Annotated in this window: 17 protein-coding genes; 10 read left to right on the forward strand and 7 right to left on the reverse strand. The window is 61.7% G+C overall.

Annotation, left to right across the window (positions count from 1 at the left end; genetic code table 11):
- Positions 1-64: 64 nt before the first annotated feature.
- From pta to GOX88_RS09745, 5 genes are all read left to right on the forward strand, one after another.
- Positions 65-1087, forward strand: a complete 1023-nt coding sequence (pta, locus tag GOX88_RS09725) for a phosphate acetyltransferase (RefSeq protein ID WP_170400974.1) — start codon at positions 65-67, stop codon at positions 1085-1087.
- A gap of 71 nt (positions 1088-1158) precedes the next feature.
- Entirely contained in the window at positions 1159-2190 is a 1032-nt protein-coding gene (locus GOX88_RS09730) for a YeiH family protein (RefSeq protein WP_170400975.1), read from the forward strand.
- A 27-nt stretch (positions 2191-2217) separates the two neighbouring features.
- Entirely contained in the window at positions 2218-5037 is a 2820-nt protein-coding gene (locus tag GOX88_RS09735) for a molybdopterin oxidoreductase family protein (protein ID WP_170400976.1), read from the forward strand.
- Positions 5034-5783, forward strand: a complete 750-nt coding sequence (locus tag GOX88_RS09740; RefSeq protein ID WP_170400977.1) for a 4Fe-4S dicluster domain-containing protein — start codon at positions 5034-5036, stop codon at positions 5781-5783. Before GOX88_RS09735 ends, GOX88_RS09740 begins: the two co-directional genes overlap by 4 nt.
- On the forward strand, positions 5783-6670 hold the full coding sequence (locus GOX88_RS09745) for a dimethyl sulfoxide reductase anchor subunit family protein (protein WP_170400978.1): 888 nt from the start codon (positions 5783-5785) through the stop codon (positions 6668-6670). The genes GOX88_RS09740 and GOX88_RS09745 overlap by 1 nt, the downstream gene beginning before the upstream one ends.
- A gap of 73 nt (positions 6671-6743) precedes the next feature.
- Here the strand turns inward: GOX88_RS09745 and dapA are convergent, their stop codons facing one another.
- Positions 6744-7616: a 4-hydroxy-tetrahydrodipicolinate synthase gene (gene dapA / locus GOX88_RS09750; RefSeq protein WP_170400979.1), complete on the reverse strand. Its 873-nt coding sequence runs from the start codon at positions 7614-7616 to the stop codon at positions 6744-6746.
- A 133-nt stretch (positions 7617-7749) separates the two neighbouring features.
- On the opposite strand from dapA, the gene GOX88_RS09755 reads away from it, so the two are divergent.
- Positions 7750-9714, forward strand: coding sequence for a lytic transglycosylase domain-containing protein (locus GOX88_RS09755; RefSeq protein WP_170400980.1), 1965 nt, complete (start codon positions 7750-7752; stop codon positions 9712-9714).
- On the opposite strand, the gene GOX88_RS09760 is transcribed toward GOX88_RS09755, so the two are convergent.
- Positions 9688-10557 carry a DMT family transporter gene (locus GOX88_RS09760; protein ID WP_170400981.1) on the reverse strand — a complete coding sequence of 290 codons (870 nt, stop codon included), beginning with the start codon at positions 10555-10557 and terminating at the stop codon, positions 9688-9690. The two genes, GOX88_RS09755 and GOX88_RS09760, sit on opposite strands and share 27 nt — an antisense overlap.
- A complete protein-coding gene (gene mnmD, locus GOX88_RS09765) occupies positions 10554-11219 on the reverse strand; it encodes a tRNA (5-methylaminomethyl-2-thiouridine)(34)-methyltransferase MnmD (protein WP_170400982.1) in 666 nt (221 codons plus the stop codon). The genes GOX88_RS09760 and mnmD overlap by 4 nt, the downstream gene beginning before the upstream one ends.
- 49 nt (positions 11220-11268) lie before the next feature.
- On the opposite strand from mnmD, the gene GOX88_RS09770 reads away from it, so the two are divergent.
- Positions 11269-12309, forward strand: a complete 1041-nt coding sequence (locus tag GOX88_RS09770) for an NAD(P)/FAD-dependent oxidoreductase (RefSeq protein ID WP_170400983.1) — start codon at positions 11269-11271, stop codon at positions 12307-12309.
- Between the two features lie 26 nt (positions 12310-12335).
- Positions 12336-12782, forward strand: coding sequence for a GNAT family N-acetyltransferase (locus GOX88_RS09775; protein WP_170400984.1), 447 nt, complete (start codon positions 12336-12338; stop codon positions 12780-12782).
- 33 nt (positions 12783-12815) lie between these two features.
- On the opposite strand, the gene GOX88_RS09780 is transcribed toward GOX88_RS09775, so the two are convergent.
- From GOX88_RS09780 to GOX88_RS09790, 3 genes are all read right to left on the reverse strand, one after another.
- Positions 12816-13358 carry an NADPH-dependent FMN reductase gene (locus GOX88_RS09780; RefSeq protein WP_170400985.1) on the reverse strand — a complete coding sequence of 181 codons (543 nt, stop codon included), beginning with the start codon at positions 13356-13358 and terminating at the stop codon, positions 12816-12818.
- Between the two features lie 114 nt (positions 13359-13472).
- The gene (locus GOX88_RS09785) at positions 13473-14144 is read right to left on the reverse strand and encodes an OmpA family protein (RefSeq protein ID WP_170400986.1); all 672 of its coding nucleotides are present in this window, start codon (positions 14142-14144) and stop codon (positions 13473-13475) included.
- A gap of 118 nt (positions 14145-14262) precedes the next feature.
- Complete coding sequence (locus tag GOX88_RS09790) at positions 14263-14955, reverse strand: helix-turn-helix transcriptional regulator (protein ID WP_170400987.1); 693 nt, start codon at positions 14953-14955, stop codon at positions 14263-14265.
- 927 nt (positions 14956-15882) lie between these two features.
- On the opposite strand from GOX88_RS09790, the gene GOX88_RS09795 reads away from it, so the two are divergent.
- The gene (locus tag GOX88_RS09795; RefSeq protein WP_170400988.1) at positions 15883-16029 is read left to right on the forward strand and encodes a hypothetical protein; all 147 of its coding nucleotides are present in this window, start codon (positions 15883-15885) and stop codon (positions 16027-16029) included.
- A gap of 42 nt (positions 16030-16071) precedes the next feature.
- Here GOX88_RS09795 and GOX88_RS09800 read toward each other — a convergent pair whose 3' ends face one another.
- A complete protein-coding gene (locus tag GOX88_RS09800) occupies positions 16072-16719 on the reverse strand; it encodes an RluA family pseudouridine synthase (protein ID WP_170400989.1) in 648 nt (215 codons plus the stop codon).
- Between the two features lie 97 nt (positions 16720-16816).
- Here GOX88_RS09800 and GOX88_RS09805 point away from each other — a divergent pair, with 97 nt between their 5' ends.
- Positions 16817-17227 carry a nuclear transport factor 2 family protein gene (locus GOX88_RS09805; RefSeq protein ID WP_170400990.1) on the forward strand — a complete coding sequence of 137 codons (411 nt, stop codon included), beginning with the start codon at positions 16817-16819 and terminating at the stop codon, positions 17225-17227.
- Position 17228 lies beyond the last annotated feature (1 nt).

A 17228-nucleotide genomic window follows, 5' to 3' on the forward strand; every position in this document is an offset into this window, starting at 1 on the left:
AGCCCGTCGCAGTCGCCGGCATCAGCGCCGACGACATGACACCTCAGGCAGGGGTTTAATCCGCGTGAAGCCTCTGCGCGCCATTCTCGGGACGGCCAGTGCCTCCGACAAGATCATCGCCCTGGCCGAGGGCGATGATCCCCGTGTGGTCGAAGGTGCGGTCATGGCCGTGAAAGAGAACGTCGCGCGGATCATTCTGATTGGCAGCAAGGCCGAGGTTTCGGCCCTGCTGGAGACCCATGAGGGCTACGACCCCGAGCGGATCGAAATCCACGATCCTGTTGATTCCGCACTGACACCGGAACTGACGCAGGCGCTGTACGAACGGCGCAAGCATCGAGGTATGACCCTTGATAAGGCGCAGCAGCAGATCAAGAACCGTTTGACCTATGCCGCCTTGCTGGTACAGCAGGGCTTCGCCGACGGCACTGTCGGCGGCGCGGTCGAAACCACATCCGACACCGTGCGCGCTGCGCTGCAGATCATCGGCACGGCCCCGGATGCGGCGATGGTCTCAAGCTTTTTCCTGATGCTGTTCTGCAAGGACCATCATGAGGTCAAAGGCGCACATATCTTTGCCGATTGCGGTCTGGTTGTTGACCCGGACGCACAGGAAATGGCCGAGATCGCCCGCGCCTCGGCCGCGTCCTATGAAACCCTGACTGGCGAAACCGCGCGGGTGGCGATGCTGTCCTTTTCCACCTCCGGCAGCGCCGAACATGCCAAAGTTTCCAAGGTCGTCGAGGCCACGCGTATTGCACGCGAAAAGGATCCGACCTTGCTGATCGACGGTGAGCTGCAATTCGATGCGGCCTTCGTACCCGAGGTCGCGGCCAAGAAAGCCAAGGATTCGCCTCTCAAGGGTGAGGCGAATGTCTTTGTCTTTCCCAGCCTGAATGCGGGCAATCTGGGATACAAGATCGCGCAGCGCATCGGCGGGGTCGAGGCGATCGGCCCGGTTCTGCAGGGGCTGGCCAAACCGGCAAACGACCTGTCGCGCGGCTGTTCGTCCGAAGACATTCTGCACATGATCGCCGTGACGGCCGTGCAGGCTCAACACATCGAGCCCAAGCCGGAGACGTATTGACCCGGCCACCGAAGAACCCTGGCGACAATCCCGCCGGTACCGCAATTTTTTCCAGAAGGCATGTCGGGCAGATGCTGGCAAAGACCGAACTTACGTCTCTTTTTGGTGCAAACGCCGCACAGAAGATCCGCACCCTGTTTCCCGGCGTGCTGGTGGCGATGACCGTTGCCGCAACGGCCAAGTTCCTGTCCGAGCACTATGCGACGCCAGCCATGCTGATGGCGCTGTTGCTGGGCATCGCGCTCAGTTTTCTGGGGGAAGAGGGCAAAACCGTCCCCGGCATCGGCTTTGCCGCGAAATCTCTGCTGCGTCTGGGCGTGGCGCTGTTGGGTGTGCGGGTATCGATGACGCTGATGATGGGGTTGGGTTGGGACCTGATCGCCCTGGTCGTTGGCGGCGTGCTGGCCACGATTGCCTTTGGCCTGCTGATCGCGCGTTTCTTTGGCCACAAATGGCGCTTTGCCTTTCTGACCGCGGGATCGGTCGCGATATGCGGCGCCTCGGCGGCGATGGCGATCAGCGCCATCCTGCCCAAGGACGAGCGCTCCGAGGAACGGCTGATCTTTACTGTTCTGGGTGTCACCGTCCTGTCAACCATCGCGATGATCGCCTATCCCATTCTGGTGCGCATGCTAGGCATGAGCGACGTGGCAGGCGGCGTGTTCCTGGGCGGTACGATCCACGACGTGGCGCAGGTGGTTGGTGCGGGATTCTCAATCTCGGAACAGACCGGCGACACCGCAACATTGGTGAAACTGTTCCGCGTGGCGATGCTGGCCCCGGTGGTTCTGGTCGCGTCGCTGATCATCCGTGGCGTCACTGACATGGACGAGGCGGGCAAGCGCCCACCGATCCTGCCCGGCTTTGTCATGGGCTTTCTGGTTCTGGCCGCGGCCAGTTCATTCGGCCTGATCCCGCCGGTCATCTCGGACCTGCTGAGCCAGACATCCCGCTGGCTGCTGCTGATCGCCATCGCGGCGGTCGGTATGAAGACCAACCTGAAACAGATCCTGTCGGTCGGCGGCGCCGCAATCGCCCTGATCGTCGTAGAAACTCTTTTCATTGCAGGAGTTATCCTCGCCGGAATAACATTCCTGACCTGATACGCTGCCCCGACAGAAGGACGCCAGATGACCATCCAGCAACCGAAGATCGACACCAGCCCCAAAGTCTCGGACGAGGTCCGGCGCACCACCTGTTACATGTGCGCCTGTCGCTGTGGCATCAACGTGCATATGAAGGACGGCAAGGTCGCCTATATCGAGGGCAACCGCGATCACCCGGTGAACAAGGGCGTTCTTTGCGCCAAGGGGTCGGCAGGGATCATGCAGGTCAACGCGCCGTCGCGCCTGCGCAAACCCCTGCGCCGGGTCGGGCCGCGTGGATCGGGGGAATTCCGTGAGATCGAGTGGGATGAGGCGATCAGCACCGCAGTCGGCTGGCTGAACGAGCTGCACGAGACCGCACCGCAGAAGCTGGCCTTCTTCACCGGTCGCGACCAGAGCCAGAGCTTCACCTCTTTCTGGGCACAGAATTTCGGCACGCCAAACTATGCGGCCCATGGCGGGTTCTGCTCGGTCAACATGGCGGCGGGCGGCATCTACACAATGGGCGGAGCCTTCTGGGAGTTCGGCCAACCCGATTGGGAGCACACCAAGCTGTTCATGCTGTTCGGCGTGGCCGAGGACCATGACAGCAACCCGATCAAGATGGGTCTAGGCAAGATCAAGGCGCGCGGCGCGCGGGTGATCGGGGTGAACCCGATCCGTTCCGGCTATAACGCGGTGGCGGATGATTGGGTCGGGATCACACCCGGCACCGATGGGCTGTTCATCCTGTCGCTGATCCATGTGCTGATGAAGGCGGGCAAGATCGACCTGGATTACCTCAGCCGCTACACCAACGCGCCGGTTCTGGTGAATGCCACCGAGGGGCCTGAGAAGGGCCTGTTCCTGCGCGATGCCGACGGCAAGCCGCTGGTGATCGACCGCGTCACGGGTAAGCCCACCGCATTTGACAAACCCGGGGTCCGCCCGGACCTGTCGGCCACCTACGAAAAAGACGGCGTCACCCATCGCCCGGTCTTTCACCTGATGGCCGAGAAATACCTGTCCGACGACCACGCGCCCGAGGCCATTGCCGAGCGCTGCGGCATCCCCGCCAGCCGTATCCGCGCCATCGCCACCGAAATCGCCCGCGTCGCCTTTGACGAGGCCATCGAGCTGGACCACGAATGGACCGACTTCCGGGGTGAGACGCACTCGAAAATGATCGGCCGCCCGGTCAGCTTCCATGCCATGCGCGGCATCTCGGCCCATGCCAACGGGTTCCAGACCTGCCGCGCCCTTCACGTGCTGCAAATCCTGCTGGGCACGGTCGAGGTCCCCGGCGGTTTCCGCTTCAAACCACCCTATCCCAAACCGGTCGAGGCACATCCCAGCCCGCACGGTGACCGCCGGCCCGGACGCCCGCTGGAAGGTCCGCACCTGGGATTTGTGCGTGGCCCCGAAGACCTGCTGATCGACGATTGCGGCACGCCACAGCGCATCGACAAGGCGTTCACATGGGAAAACCCGATGTCGGCCCACGGGCTGATGCATATGGTGATCTCGAACGCCGCCGCCGGCGATCCTTACAAGATCGACACGCTGTTCATGTACATGGCGAACATGTCGTGGAACTCGTCCATGAACACCAAGGGTGTGATGGAGATGCTGACCGCCCGCAATGAGGATGGCAAGTATACCATCCCGCGCATCATCTATTCCGATGCCTATTCCTCGGAAATGGTGGCCTATGCCGACCTGGTCCTGCCCGACACCACCTATTTGGAACGGCACGACTGCATCTCTCTGCTGGATCGCCCGATCTGCGAGGCCGACGCCGCCGCCGACGCGATCCGCTGGCCGGTGGTCGAACCCGACCGCGATGTGCGTGGGTTCCAGTCGGTGCTGATCGAACTGGCCAACCGCATGAACCTGCCGGGCTTCACCAACGAAGACGGCACGCCGAAGTGGAAGGACTACGCCGACTACATCGTCAACCATGAACGCAAGCCGGGCATCGGCCCGCTGGCCGGGTTCCGGGGCGAAAATGGTGACAAGGAAGGGCGCGGAGAGGTCAACCCCGACCAGCTGAACCGCTATATCGAAAACGGCGGCTTCTACGTCGCGCATATCCCCGAAGGCGCGGACTACTACAAGCCGTGGAACGCGGCCTATCAGGACTGGGCCGTGGGAATGGGCATCTATGACAGCCCGCAACCTTACCTGTTCCAGCTCTACTCCGAGCCGATGCGCAAGTTCCAGCTGGCCGCAGAAGGCCACGGCGACCGCCAGCCGCCCGAGCGCCTGCGCCAGCGCATCAAGGACACCATGGACCCGCTGCCGATCTGGTATGAAACCGATCAGCAAGGCAATGAGGGTTTCACTGTCAACGCCCTGACCCAACGCCCGATGGCGATGTATCACAGCTGGGGTACCCAGAACGCATGGCTGCGGCAGTTGCACGGCCGCAACCCGCTCTATGTGCCGACCAAATTGATGCGCGAACACGGGCTGCAGGACGGAGACTGGGCCAAAGTCAGCTCCCCGCACGGGGAAATCACCGTCCCGGTGATGGAGATGGCCGCGCTGAACGACAACACCGTCTGGACATGGAACGCCATCGGCAAACGCAAAGGTGCCTGGGCGCTGCAAGAGGACGCGCCGGAGGCGACCAAGGGCTTCTTATTGAACCACCTGATTCACGAACTGCTGCCGCCAAAAGGCGACGGGCAACGCTGGGCAAATTCGGACCCGATCACCGGGCAGGCCGCATGGTTCGACCTCAAGGTGAAAATCGAAAAAGCCGATCCCCCGAATGACGCCGAAAGCCAACCCGAGTTTGGCCCGATTAAGTCGCCGGTCGGAACCGGCCCTAAAGACTTGGCTTGGAAGGTAGGCAAATGACCCAACTCCCCCAATCCACCGAGCGCAAGATGGGTCTGGTCATCGACCTGGATACCTGTGTCGGCTGTCATGCCTGCGTGATCTCTTGCAAAGGCTGGAACACCGAGAATTACGGCGCACCCCTGTCGGATCAGGACGCGTATGGCGCGAACCCCTCAGGCACCTTCCTGAACAGGGTCCACTCCTACGAAGTTCAGCCCGCCGAAGGCCACGCCCAGCTGATCCACTTCCCCAAATCCTGCCTGCACTGTGAGGACGCGCCCTGCGTCACCGTCTGCCCCACCGGGGCCAGCTACAAGCGGGTCGAGGACGGCATCGTGCTGGTCAACGAAAGCGACTGCATCGGCTGCGGCCTGTGCGCATGGTCGTGCCCTTACGGCGCGCGCGAGCTGGACGTGGCCGAGGGCGTGATGAAGAAATGCACCCTTTGTGTTGACCGTATCTATAACGAGAACCTGCCCGAGGTGGACCGCGTGCCCTCCTGCGTTCGCACTTGCCCCGCCGGCGCACGTCATTTCGGTGATCTTGGCGATCCGAACAGCAATGTCAGCAAATTGGTGGCCGAGCGCGAGGGCATGGACCTGATGCCGGAAATGGGCACCAAACCCGTCAACAAATACCTGCCGCCACGGCCCAAGGATCAGATCGAGGACCAGATCGACATTCTGGCACCCCTGCTTGCCCCGGTCGCCGAAGAGCCCAAAGGGTTCCTGGGCTGGCTCGACAAAACTCTGGAGAAGCTCTGATGCATCCGGCCCCATCTGTCATCATCTTCACAACCTGTTCCGGGCTGGGCTTCGGCTTGCTGTTTTTCCTTGGACTAGGCCAACCCGCGGTGACCGGTTTCGTCGCCTTTGTGTTCTATGCCATCGCCTATGCACTGGCGGTGGGCGGCCTGCTGGCCTCGACCTTCCACCTGGGACATCCCGAGCGAGCCTGGAAAGCGTTCAGTCAATGGCGGTCGAGCTGGCTCAGCCGCGAAGGCTGGTGTGCGGTCACTGCCCTGATCGTCATGGGGCTATATGCGCTTGGCGCCGTGTTTATGGGCAGCCACTGGGCTGTATTGGGGTGGGTCGGAGCGCTGCTCAGCCTGGCCACCGTATTTACCACCTCGATGATCTACACCCAGCTCAAGACCGTCCCACGCTGGAACATGAACCTGACACCGGCAATGTTCCTGTCGTTCAGCCTGGCAGGCGGTGCGCTGTTGGCTGGCGCCGAGGCCCTGGCCCCGTGGCTGCTGGTCCTCGCAGGGGCGGTGCAGCTTGCCTATTGGGCCAAGGGCGACGGTGCGTTTGCCCGGTCCGGCACCAACTTGGGCACCGCCACAGGGCTTGGCGACCGAGGCGCCGTCCGCGCATTCGAACCGCCGCATACGGGCACCAACTATCTGCTGCGCGAATTCGTCCACGTGGTTGGGCGCAAACATGCGCAGAAATTGCGGGTGATTTCCTTTGGTCTGGCCTTTGTGCTGCCCTTGCTGCTGATCCTGATCCCGGTTTCGGGCGTTGCGATCAAACATATCTTTGCCCTGCTGGCCGTGCTGTCGCATCTGACCGGCGCCGTGGTGTCTCGCTGGCTGTTCTTTGCGCAGGCCGAACACGTGGTCGGGCTGTATTACGGCAAGCGTTGAAAAGTAGCCTCAAACGAAAATGGGCGGCAATCTGAGATCAGAGGCCGCCCATTAAATTTGATAATCTTTAAAGTCAGATCAGACCGGCATGAGCCATAGCAGCGTCGATGGCGGCCTTTGTGCTGTCTTCCAGCGGTGTCAGCGGCGAGCGTACCTCTTCACTGCACAGGCCCAGCTTGCTGAGCGCGTATTTTGCGCCCACCAGACCCGGCTCGATGAAGATCGCTTCGTGCAGAGGCATCAGGCGGTCCTGATACGCCAGCGCCTTGGCATAATCGCCCGCCAGCGTCGCCTGCTGGAATTCGGCACATAGCTTCGGCGCGACGTTTGCGGTGACCGAGATGCAGCCGACGCCGCCATGTGCGTTGAAGCCCAGCGCCGTGGCGTCCTCACCCGACAGTTGGCAGAAGTCGGACCCACAGGAGGCGCGCTGCTGGCTGACGCGGGCAAGATCACCGGTGGCATCCTTGACGCCCACAATGCGCGGCAGCTTGGCCAGCTCTCCCATCGTTGCGGGGGTCATGTCGATGACCGACCGGCCGGGGATGTTGTAGATGATGATCGGAATATCGGCGCAGTCATGCAGCGCGCGGAAATGCGCGATCAGGCCCTTTTGCGTGGGCTTGTTGTAATAGGGTGTCACAACCAGCGCCGCGTCCGCGCCGATCCGTTCTGCGAATCGCACGAAGCGGATCGCTTCGACCGTGTTGTTCGAGCCCGCGCCCGCGATCACCGGCACACGACCGGCAGAGGCTTTGACAACCTCTTCCACCACGGTTTCGTGCTCTTCATGGCTGAGCGTCGGGCTTTCACCGGTGGTGCCCACGGGAACCAGCCCGGTCGAGCCTTCCTGAATCTGCCATTCCACCAAGTGTTTGAGTGTCTTCAGGTCCAACTCGCCGTTTGTGAACGGGGTGACGAGGGCTGGCATTGAGCCTTTGAACATGACACGCTCCTTGGTGTGCGGTTAGCAGTTTTTGCACCTCGGGCCATCACAATCGTCGCGATGTGAGTTGATCCCGGCGGCGCAAGGTTTATCCTGAGTGGCTGTATCCTTGGTTGGTTGGGAAATGCAAGGCATGACACGCGTTCTGGCACTTTTGATAGCGGTGATTCTGGGGCCAATCGGGCAAGCGCGGGCCGACGACGTGGGCGATCTGCGCGCAGGGATGTCTGAGATGCACAAGGGCGACTGGAATGCGGCCCTGCGTGTGTCGGGCAACCGAGGGTCGGTCAGCCGCGATATCATCGTCTGGCACTGGTTACGCCAGGGCTTTGGCAGCTCGGGCGATGTGTTGGTGTTTCTGGACCGCCGTCCGGACTGGCCCGGGCTGGCATGGCTGCGACGCAAAAGCGAACCCGCCTTCACCGGCGCCGAACCCGACCGTGTGTTGAAATTCTATGCCGGCCACCCGCCGCAAACGGCAGAAGGTGCGCTGAACTATGCCGTCGCGTTGAAGGCAAAAGGACGTCCGGGAGATGCCGAGGCCGATATCGTGGCCGCGTGGCGCACCATGCCGATGGGGTCCGGACTGCAAAAGGATTACCTTGAGAATTTCGGCAAGCTGCTGAAACCCCATCACGCCGCCCGGCTGGACCGGATGCTGTGGGATGGGCACCTTGTCAGCGCCGGTCAGATGCTGCCCTTGGTCAGCGCCGATCAGCGCAAGCTGGCCGAGGCACGGATTGCCCTGCAAAAACGCCAACCCGGTGTGGACAACAAAGTTGCTGCTGTCCCGGAATCGCTGACCGGATCTCCGGGGCTGGCCTTTGACCGGTTTGTCTGGCGCGACAAGAAGGAACTGGACGACAGCGCGATCGATCTGATGCTGGCCCGGTCGACCGGGCCGGATGCGCTGGGTGAGCCGGACAAGTGGGGCGAAGGCCGCCGCCGTCTGGCGCGGCTTGAAATGCGCAATGGCGATGCCAGCCGTGCCTACCAGATCGCCGCCAACCACCACATGACGCCCGAGATGGGCTACGCCTACGCGGATCTGGAATGGCTGGCCGGGTTCCTTGCGCTGCGCAAGCTGAATGACCCCGCCACGGCGGTGCGGCATTTCCAGAACTTCTCGGGCGCGGTGGAATCGCCGATCTCGAAAGGGCGCGGCGGCTATTGGCTGGGCCGGGCTCATGCAGCGCAGGGGGATGCCGACAAAGCTTATGACGCCTATGCGATGGGCGCGGACTATCAGACGTCGTTCTATGGCCTTTTGGCAGCCGAGAGGATCGGACGACCCTTCGACAGTGAGTTGGCCAACCCGCGCCGGGCCCCGCATTGGAAACAGGCCGAGTTCGCCGATTCCAGTGTATTGGAGGCCGGGCTGTTGCTGCTGCGCGCAGGTGAAAACAATCTGTCTGAACGCTTCCTGACCCATCTGGTCGAAGAGCTTGATCAGGTGCAGGCCACGCAACTGGGCGATCTGGTGATCGAACTGAAGGAACCGCATCTGGCGGTGATGATTGCCAAACGCGCCGCCAAAACCGGTGTCGTGCTGCCCGCCGCCTATTACCCGGTGCACCCGGTGGCCGATATGGGCCTGCCCATGGCCAAAGAGATGACGCTGGCCATCGCCCGCCGCGAAAGCGAGTTCGACCCGGTGGTGGTCAGCGGTGCAGGCGCACGCGGTTTGATGCAGGTGATGCCCGCCACGGCCAAGCTGGTGGCCAAGGAGCTGGGCATCCTCAGTGGGCACAAGACGCTGAAACTGACCTCGGACTGGCAGTACAACGCCAAGCTGGGTGCAAATTACCTGTCCGGACTGGCCGCGGATTTCAACGGCAACGTGGTGATGATGGCCGCAGGCTATAACGCCGGGCCGCGGCGTCCGATCTCGTGGATGGAGCGCTATGGCGACCCCCGCGCCGGTGAGATTGACGTGGTCGACTGGATCGAGACGATCCCCTTTAGCGAAACCCGTAATTACGTGATGCGGGTGGCGGAAAGCCTGCCGGTCTATCGCGCGCGGCTGGGTCAGCCCGCGCTGCCGGTTCCCTTCTCGCAGGAGTTGGTTGGCTCAACCCTGGCTTCGTTCGCGCCATAGGGTGAACAGGCCCGCAGCCACAACCAATGCGGCCCCGAGGATAACCGCGGGCCGCAACGCCTCACCAAAGACGGAAATGCCTATGATGGCCGTCCAGACCAGATGGAAATAGGCAAAGGGCTGAACCGCGCTGGCCTCGGCCATTTCATAGCATTTGATCAGCAGCCAGTGCCCCAGAACGCCACTGACGCAGAGCACCGCCATCCACGCCCAATCCGCGCGCGCCATCGGCTCCCAGAACCACATCCCCACCAGCGTCATCGCGACGGCCCCGGCCACCCCGGTCCAGAAGAAGCTGGTGGCGGCGCTATCCTTGCGGGCCGCATAGCGGGTCAGCAACCCATAGAGCGCGAACAAAAACGCGGAAATCAGCGGGATAATGGCCCATGGGTTGAACACACCCACACCCGGTTGCAGGATGATCAGAACGCCGACGCAACCCACGCCGATCGCCACCCAGCGCCGCCAGCCGACCGCTTCGCCCAGAACCGGCCCGCTGAGTGCCGCGACCAGCAATGGGTAACAGATAAACACCGCCATGCTGTCGATCAGACCCAGCACGGTAAAGGCGTAAACGGCGACGCAAATCTCGGCCGCCAGAAGAACTCCTCGGAACACCTGCAAACCCAATTGGCTGGTCTGGGTCGCGGCGCTTAACCCTCCGGGCGCGCGCGCGGCCAGCGCGATCACGAAGGCGGCAAAGAACCAATAGCGGATCATCACGACCATGTAGGTGTTATAGGTCCCCGCCAGATGGCGCGAGATCCCGTCCTGCAGCGCAAACACAACCGTCGCCGCGATCATCAGCGCAATACCCGCACGGGTGTTGTTCTGCTGTGTCATACCCGGATCGCCCGGGTCATATGGCGCTTGCGGCCATATCCGGGGGTGCGAGTGACGGTGAACCCTGCTTCCTCCAGCCCACGCCGCACGAAGCCGGCGGCGGTATAGGTCGCCGCCGTGCCGCCCCTGGCCGTGTGGGCGGCCACCTTCTGCATCAGGTCCGCCCCCCAAAGTTCGGGGTTCTTGGCGGGGGAAAAACCGTCCAGGAACCAGGCATCGGCCTCGCCAGCCCATGAAGGCAATGTCTGACGCGCATCGCCTTCGATCACCTCAAGATGCAGGGTGCCCAGATCGCAAGAGCCGCCCTCCCACCGGGCCAGAAAGCGGTCGGCCCAAGGCGCAAGCTCGGGGAAGGCCGCCAGGGCGCGGGCCATGTCCTCGGGCACCATAGGGAAGGCTTCGAAACTGGTGAAGGTCAGGGGGGTGGTTTGGCCCGCCTTCTCCCACTCGGACCAAACGGTCAGCATGTTCAGACCGGTGCCGAACCCCAGTTCGGCAATGCGGAACCCCGGCGCGAACCGTGCAGGCAGGTCGTTGCCCGCCAGGAACACATGCCGCGTCTCTTCCAGCCCGTTTTGCAACGAGAAATACGGATCGTCGAAACGGTCCGAGACCGGAATCTGATCCTCGGTCCATGTCAGTTCAGCGCGCTGGTCTGCCATCGGGGAATCCTGTAGCTAAGCGGCGCGACACTGAACAAGGAAAAGGGGAATGGCAATGGTCGATGTAACGGTGCGCGGTGCGGGTATCTTTGGCCTGTCCATCGCCTGGACCTGCGCCCGGCGCGGCGCCAAGGTTCAGGTCGTCGATCCGTTTGGTGCCGGCTCAGGCTCCAGCAGCGGGTTGGTCGGTGCGTTGGCCCCTCATGTGCCCGAGAATTGGAACGCCAAGAAGGCCTTTCAGTTCGACAGCCTGATCATGGCCGAGCCGTTCTGGAAACAGGTCGAGGCGACCGGCGGTGTTTCCCCCGGATATGCGCGTCTGGGCCGGTTGCAGCCCATTGCTGACGCCCGCACGCTGGAGCTTGCCCATGCCCGCGCGATCACCGCTGCCGAACTATGGCAGGACCGCGCCGAATGGCGAGTGGTCGAGGCCAAATCACTCGGCTCATGGTGCCCGCCCAGCCCGACCGGTTTCGTTATCCACGACACGCTGAGCGCCCGGATGCACCCCCGTCGCGCCTGTGCCGCACTGGTTTCGGCGTTGGCAGTGATGGGAGTGGACGTGGTGGCGGAAGCGCCGGACCAGGGTCAGATCGTCCATGCCACCGGTCTGGCTGGGTTGCAGGAGTTGAACCAGGCCTTTGGCAAAACCGTCGGCAATGGCGTCAAGGGACAGGCCGCGTTGCTGCGCTTTGATGCGGGTGAAGTGCCGCAACTGTTCGCAGATGCAATCCACATCGTACCCCATGCAGATGGCACGTTGGCGATCGGATCGACCTCGGAACGCGACTATGACGACCCATCCAGCACGGATGCCGCGCTGGACGACGTGCTGGAGCGCGCCACACGGGCGGTGCCTTTGCTGCACGGTGCCGAGGTGATCGAACGGTGGGCCGGGGTCCGCCCCCGCAGCAAAAGCCGCGCCCCGATGCTGGGTGCACATCCTTTGCATCAAGGGCAGTTCATTGCCAATGGTGGCTTCAAGATCGGTTTCGGCATGGCCCCGAAAGTGGCCGAGGTCATGACCGATCTGATGCTGGACGGGCGCGATTCGATCCCCGAGGATTTTCGGCCCGAGGCGTCTTTGTGAACACCGATAAAACTCCTATACGCCTGATGCCAGACAGCGCGCGCCTGACAGAGGTCTTGCACCTGATCCGCGAGACTTTTGCCTATATGGAGGGCCGCATCGACCCGCCCTCCTCAATGCATCGCCTGACCATGGAAGAGCTTCAACGTCAGGCGCGTGACGGTGAGATTTGGGGGATAGGAGACCGGCCCGATGCAGTCGTCTTTCTGACGCCCAAGCCGGACTGCCTGTATCTGAGCAAACTCGCCGTTGCCCAAAACAAACGTGGTCAGGGGCTGGCCCGACGTCTGGTGGAAGTGGCCGAACGACGGGCCCGTGCCAAAGGGTTTCGGGCCTTGGAATTGCAAACCCGAATTGAACTTGTTGAAAATCATGCGACCTTCGCACGTCTGGGATTCGCGGTAACCAGAGAGACAACCCACCCCGGTTATGATCGAACAACCTCGCTTACGATGCGGAAGCGGCTTGAGTGATACCCGACCCAAAGAAACTGCTTCTGGAGTAGTTCAGAATCCCGCCTCGGCCCGCAATTTCTCCATCAGCACCCGCAAACTGCTTTCATAGCGGTCGCTGGACAGTTTCCCCTGCTCGTCAAACTCGTTCGAACTGTCGGCCAGATGGATTTCCGGCCCCTGCAGGATGCGCGGCTGGAACGGCACCATATAGCTGCGCAACACCATCTGCGCCCGTTCCCCGCCCGCACGCCCGGCGGCGGCCGACATCACGGCAACCGGTTTATCGGCCCATGGGCGGCCCTCGGTCCGGCTGACCCAGTCCAGCGCGTTTTTCAGAACACCCGATGGGCCCTTGTTGTATTCCGGTGTGGAAATGATCACCGCATGGGCTTGCGCGATCTGATCGGCCAGCGTCTGGACCGCCTGCGGAATGCCTTCGCCATCTTCCAGATCACCGTCATAAAGCGGCAGGTTCAGATCGGCTTCGATATGGGTGCCGGGGTTGAACAGCCGCGCCGCCTCGCGCAGCAGTTTGCGGTTGGTGGCATTTTGGCGCAACGAGCCGGAGAGGCTCAGCAGGATCGGTTCGGACATCGGGGAACTCCGTCATGGTGTTTCCCAATAGCTAGCCCAAAGGCCGCACGCGCCAAAGCCCAGTTGACGCGCAGTCAATGTGCAAAAAGGGGCACCTGCAGGTGCCCCCTCGCATTAAACGCTACCGTTCGGGATGATCTCGATATCGACCCGGCGGTTGCGGGCCTTGCCCTCGGGCGTCAGGTTCGACGCGGCGGGTCGGTTCTCACCCAGGCCGACCGTGCTGATCCGTGCGCTGCTAACACCATTGGCTTGCAGGATATCCGCCACCGACCGGGCGCGGCGTTCGGACAGGGCCTGATTATAGGACGCCTCGCCATCGCTGTCGGTATGGCCAACGACCTGGACGCTCGAATTGGGATACCGCGTCAGGTTCTGACCCACCCGCACCAGATCGGCGCGCAGCGCCGGACGCACGGTCGCGCTGTCGGTATCAAAGGAGATATCATTCGGAACGGTGACAATCAGACGGTCGCCCGCATTGGTGACGGTGATGCCCTGATTGGCCAGTTGCTGACGCAGCTCGGCCGCTTGACGGTCCAGCTGATTGCCGATCAGACCGCCACCGGCGGCACCCACCGCAGCCCCGGCCAATGCGCCCAGACCCGGGTTCGAGTTATTGGCGATCGCACCGACACCAGCCCCGACCAGACCACCCAGAAGCGCGCCCTGTTTGGCGTTCTGACTGGGATCCGCTGGCAGGTTCAGCGTCGCGGGATCCGTGCAAGCCCCCAGAAACAAGGCCGAGCACAGCCCGGCGGACAGTACAAATTTGGAAATCGTCATGATATCACCTTCTGCTCCGGCACCCGTTTACCGGGCGCGTTTTATTTGGTGCAGTTTATCACGCCGCTTGCAGGTGTTCTCAAGCAACAATCCGGTGAAATCGGCAAATACCTGCCACTTAGGACGCCTGTGCCGAGGTATCCCAACGGTTCTGCTCCTGCCACAGCGCCCGCAGAGGTTCGCCCTGCCCGCAAAAGTGATCCTCGATCATCTCACAGGCCCAGATACGGTCGGTGCGGAAATGGCGGAACCCGTTGCGCAGTTCGCACCAGGCGGCCAGCAGGGTGCATTCGATGTGATAGATCAGCGCCACTGGGCGGACGATCCGGTCAGTCCGTTCGCCTTCGGCGTTCACATAGGTGATACGGATTTTGCGCTCATCCCGGATCGCTTCGCGGTAGTTCACCACCGGAACGCAGCCTTTTTCGGGATCATCCATCGGGGCACCCCACGGGGCCACCTGCAACCAGTCGGCGGGCTCGCGCAGCGCTTCGATCTTGCGGCACACCCGGTCGGCGGCCTGTTGCAACGTGCTGTCCCCGGTGCGCGCAAGCATCGACAGGCCGACCCACAGCGCCTCGACCTCTTCGGGATCAAAATTCAGCGGCGGCAGGTCATAGCCGCGCCGCATCAGATACCCGACACCGGCCTCACCCTCAATAGGGGTGCGTTGCGCCTGCAGAGCCGCGATATCGCGGTAGACCGTGCGCGCTGACACTTCGAGTTTTTCGGCCAGCATTTCAGCCGTCACCGGCGCTTCGGCAGAGCGCAGAATCTGGATGATTTCGAACAGGCGAGTGGAACGGCGCATGGGTTTCTCCGGTTCATCTGCTGACACTTTAGCACACCCCCCTGACAGCGTGGTGTCAGGAGATTCAAACCATTAGCATCAATAGATTTTCCCGAGAGATTTCTGCCAGTGGCGCAAGTTTTGGTCTGTTTTCCTTGTGAAAAGTACCCGGGGGCACCTGTGACCAACCGTTGGCTACAGAGTTCGCTCGATCTTTATACGCTGGCTTAAGGTTTGTTTCTTATCAGGTGGTTAACCGAATTTTCGGGCGGTAACGACTTGGTAAGCAAAATGATAAAATTTATTACAAATACACTCAAAATCCTTCTGTTGATCGGAGCAGGCATCATCGCAGCACCCAGCCGGTCAAATAATTGGGCACCTCCTGAACCTCCTGCGATGCCAGAAAACAAGTCGGGTTGCCCCGTGAGGCAGGTGGATTCAAACAAAATCTCAAAACGACATACTCCAATCGGCTCAACGAATACGGTGGACCACGGAATGAAGAAGAAGCGGCTTGAGGCACTCAACATGCGTTCACCCGTGCCAGAAACGCTAATAGAAAAACGTCAGTTCAGTGGTCCCAAATCAGGGGTCCAGACACTTTGAAAGTGGGGAAACAATTGGCGGAAATCGAGCTGTGACTGACGGCCAAAACTCGTTGGATGCGATTTTGAGGGCTATCTGGCAGATCGTGCCCTCAGCTTCAGGTGTTGAGAGTTCTTGGGCTTGCATCGAGTTGGTCCATTTTCCGGCTCAATAGTCTTCAGTGGCCAACTGGGGTTTCCTTGAACGCGGGATGACCCCCAATCGAAGCGTCGTGATATCCAATATTAACAATGATTTACCAAGGTTTTGGATGATGCTGACAAAGGAAGAAACCCCCCTGACAAAGCCCTGTCAGGAGTGATGGGTGAAGCTTGGCGTCAGATGAGAAGGAGAGCACCGATGCCAAGCCTCGACAATCACGTGATGATGACCCTGAAACTGGGCCCTTGGGCGCAGGATCACACCCTGCGCAGCTTTGAGATCGAGCGCGAAATCATGGCCGCCCGCCACCCCTGCGCCCCGCGCAAACGCCGCTGGCGATTTTAGCTGGGTAACCTGAAGATGCTGTGGACGAGTAGCGCCTGAGGGTCAGAATTCCGCCTTGGCGCGGAACTTCATGGACACCCCACCTTCGGGGTTCTTCAGGCGCAATTCCTCGGAATGCAGCATCAGGCGCGGGAAATCCCGCGCTGCGCCCTCAGCATAGAACGGGTCACCCAGGATCGGGTGGCCCAGCGCCTGCATATGCACCCGCAACTGATGCGACCGCCCCGTTTTCGGGAACAGGCGCATGCGGGTCGTTTCACCCTCGTGCTTCACAACTCGCCAGTCGGTGACGGCGGGCTTGCCCGTCTCGTGACACACCATCTGGCGCGGACGGTTGGGCCAGTCCACGATCAGCGGCAGATCCACGGTTCCGGCTCTCGGCGCGACCTTGCCCCAGACACGGGCAATATAGGTCTTGCGTGTCTGGCGGTTCTCGAACTGCATACTCAGATGGCGCTGCGCATGGGGGGTCTGGGCAAAGACCATGACACCGGACGTATCCCGGTCCAGCCGGTGCACCAGCAGCGCCTGCGGAAAGGCCGCCTGCACCCGGGTCAGCAGGCAATCGGCCAGATGCTCTCCCCGTCCCGGCACTGACAACAGTCCCGAGGGTTTATTCACCACAATCAGTTGCGCGTCCTCATACAACACGTCCAGAGGGGTCTTCGGGGGATCATAGGTCTCGCTCATGCGCGCCTGCCTATCGCAGCGCGCGACCTCCCGCAACGTCGGGCTTGCCTGAACGGAACGGTTCAGCAACTCTGCCCCCAAAGCGGAAGGAGAACCCATGCACCCCACGATCAAACATATGCAGGAGGTGGTCGCCAAAGGCGATGAGAGCCTGATCCACGAATTGCTGGCCGAGGATGTGCGCTTTTCCCCACCTACCTATTACAGCACCTGGACCGGGCGCGAACCGGTGGCGGCTGTGCTGGGCCATGTGGGGCAAGTTTTTTCGGATTTCCGCTATCGCCGCGTGATGGGTGAGGGCAAGGACTGGGCGCTGGAGTTCCAATGCAAGGTCGGCGATCTGGACGCTGTGGGTGTCGATCTGATCACGCTAAACGATGACGGGCTGATTCAGGAATTCGAAGTCGTCATGCGCCCCTATAAAACCATCGGCGCCCTGCGCGAAGCGATGATGGCCCGCGTCATGACCGACCCGCGGTTCCTCGAATACAAGAACGCGCTCGGCTGAC

It is taken from the genome of Ruegeria arenilitoris, from assembly GCF_013030985.1.
GTDB lineage: Bacteria > Pseudomonadota > Alphaproteobacteria > Rhodobacterales > Rhodobacteraceae > Ruegeria > Ruegeria arenilitoris_B.

Coding starts and splice junctions, on each gene's coding strand:
- GOX88_RS09775 (WP_170400984.1), top strand. CDS start 12,336: ATGCCAGACAGCGCGCGCCTGACAGAGGTCTTGCACCTGATCCGCGAG.
- GOX88_RS09790 (WP_170400987.1), bottom strand. CDS start 14,955: ATGCGCCGTTCCACTCGCCTGTTCGAAATCATCCAGATTCTGCGCTCT.
- mnmD (WP_170400982.1), bottom strand. CDS start 11,219: ATGGCAGACCAGCGCGCTGAACTGACATGGACCGAGGATCAGATTCCG.
- GOX88_RS09770 (WP_170400983.1), top strand. CDS start 11,269: ATGGCAATGGTCGATGTAACGGTGCGCGGTGCGGGTATCTTTGGCCTG.
- GOX88_RS09735 (WP_170400976.1), top strand. CDS start 2,218: ATGACCATCCAGCAACCGAAGATCGACACCAGCCCCAAAGTCTCGGAC.
- GOX88_RS09755 (WP_170400980.1), top strand. CDS start 7,750: ATGACACGCGTTCTGGCACTTTTGATAGCGGTGATTCTGGGGCCAATC.
- GOX88_RS09795 (WP_170400988.1), top strand. CDS start 15,883: ATGCCAAGCCTCGACAATCACGTGATGATGACCCTGAAACTGGGCCCT.
- GOX88_RS09805 (WP_170400990.1), top strand. CDS start 16,817: ATGCACCCCACGATCAAACATATGCAGGAGGTGGTCGCCAAAGGCGAT.
- dapA (WP_170400979.1), bottom strand. CDS start 7,616: ATGTTCAAAGGCTCAATGCCAGCCCTCGTCACCCCGTTCACAAACGGC.
- GOX88_RS09785 (WP_170400986.1), bottom strand. CDS start 14,144: ATGACGATTTCCAAATTTGTACTGTCCGCCGGGCTGTGCTCGGCCTTG.
- GOX88_RS09760 (WP_170400981.1), bottom strand. CDS start 10,557: ATGACACAGCAGAACAACACCCGTGCGGGTATTGCGCTGATGATCGCG.
- GOX88_RS09780 (WP_170400985.1), bottom strand. CDS start 13,358: ATGTCCGAACCGATCCTGCTGAGCCTCTCCGGCTCGTTGCGCCAAAAT.
- GOX88_RS09730 (WP_170400975.1), top strand. CDS start 1,159: ATGCTGGCAAAGACCGAACTTACGTCTCTTTTTGGTGCAAACGCCGCA.
- GOX88_RS09745 (WP_170400978.1), top strand. CDS start 5,783: ATGCATCCGGCCCCATCTGTCATCATCTTCACAACCTGTTCCGGGCTG.
- GOX88_RS09800 (WP_170400989.1), bottom strand. CDS start 16,719: ATGAGCGAGACCTATGATCCCCCGAAGACCCCTCTGGACGTGTTGTAT.
- GOX88_RS09740 (WP_170400977.1), top strand. CDS start 5,034: ATGACCCAACTCCCCCAATCCACCGAGCGCAAGATGGGTCTGGTCATC.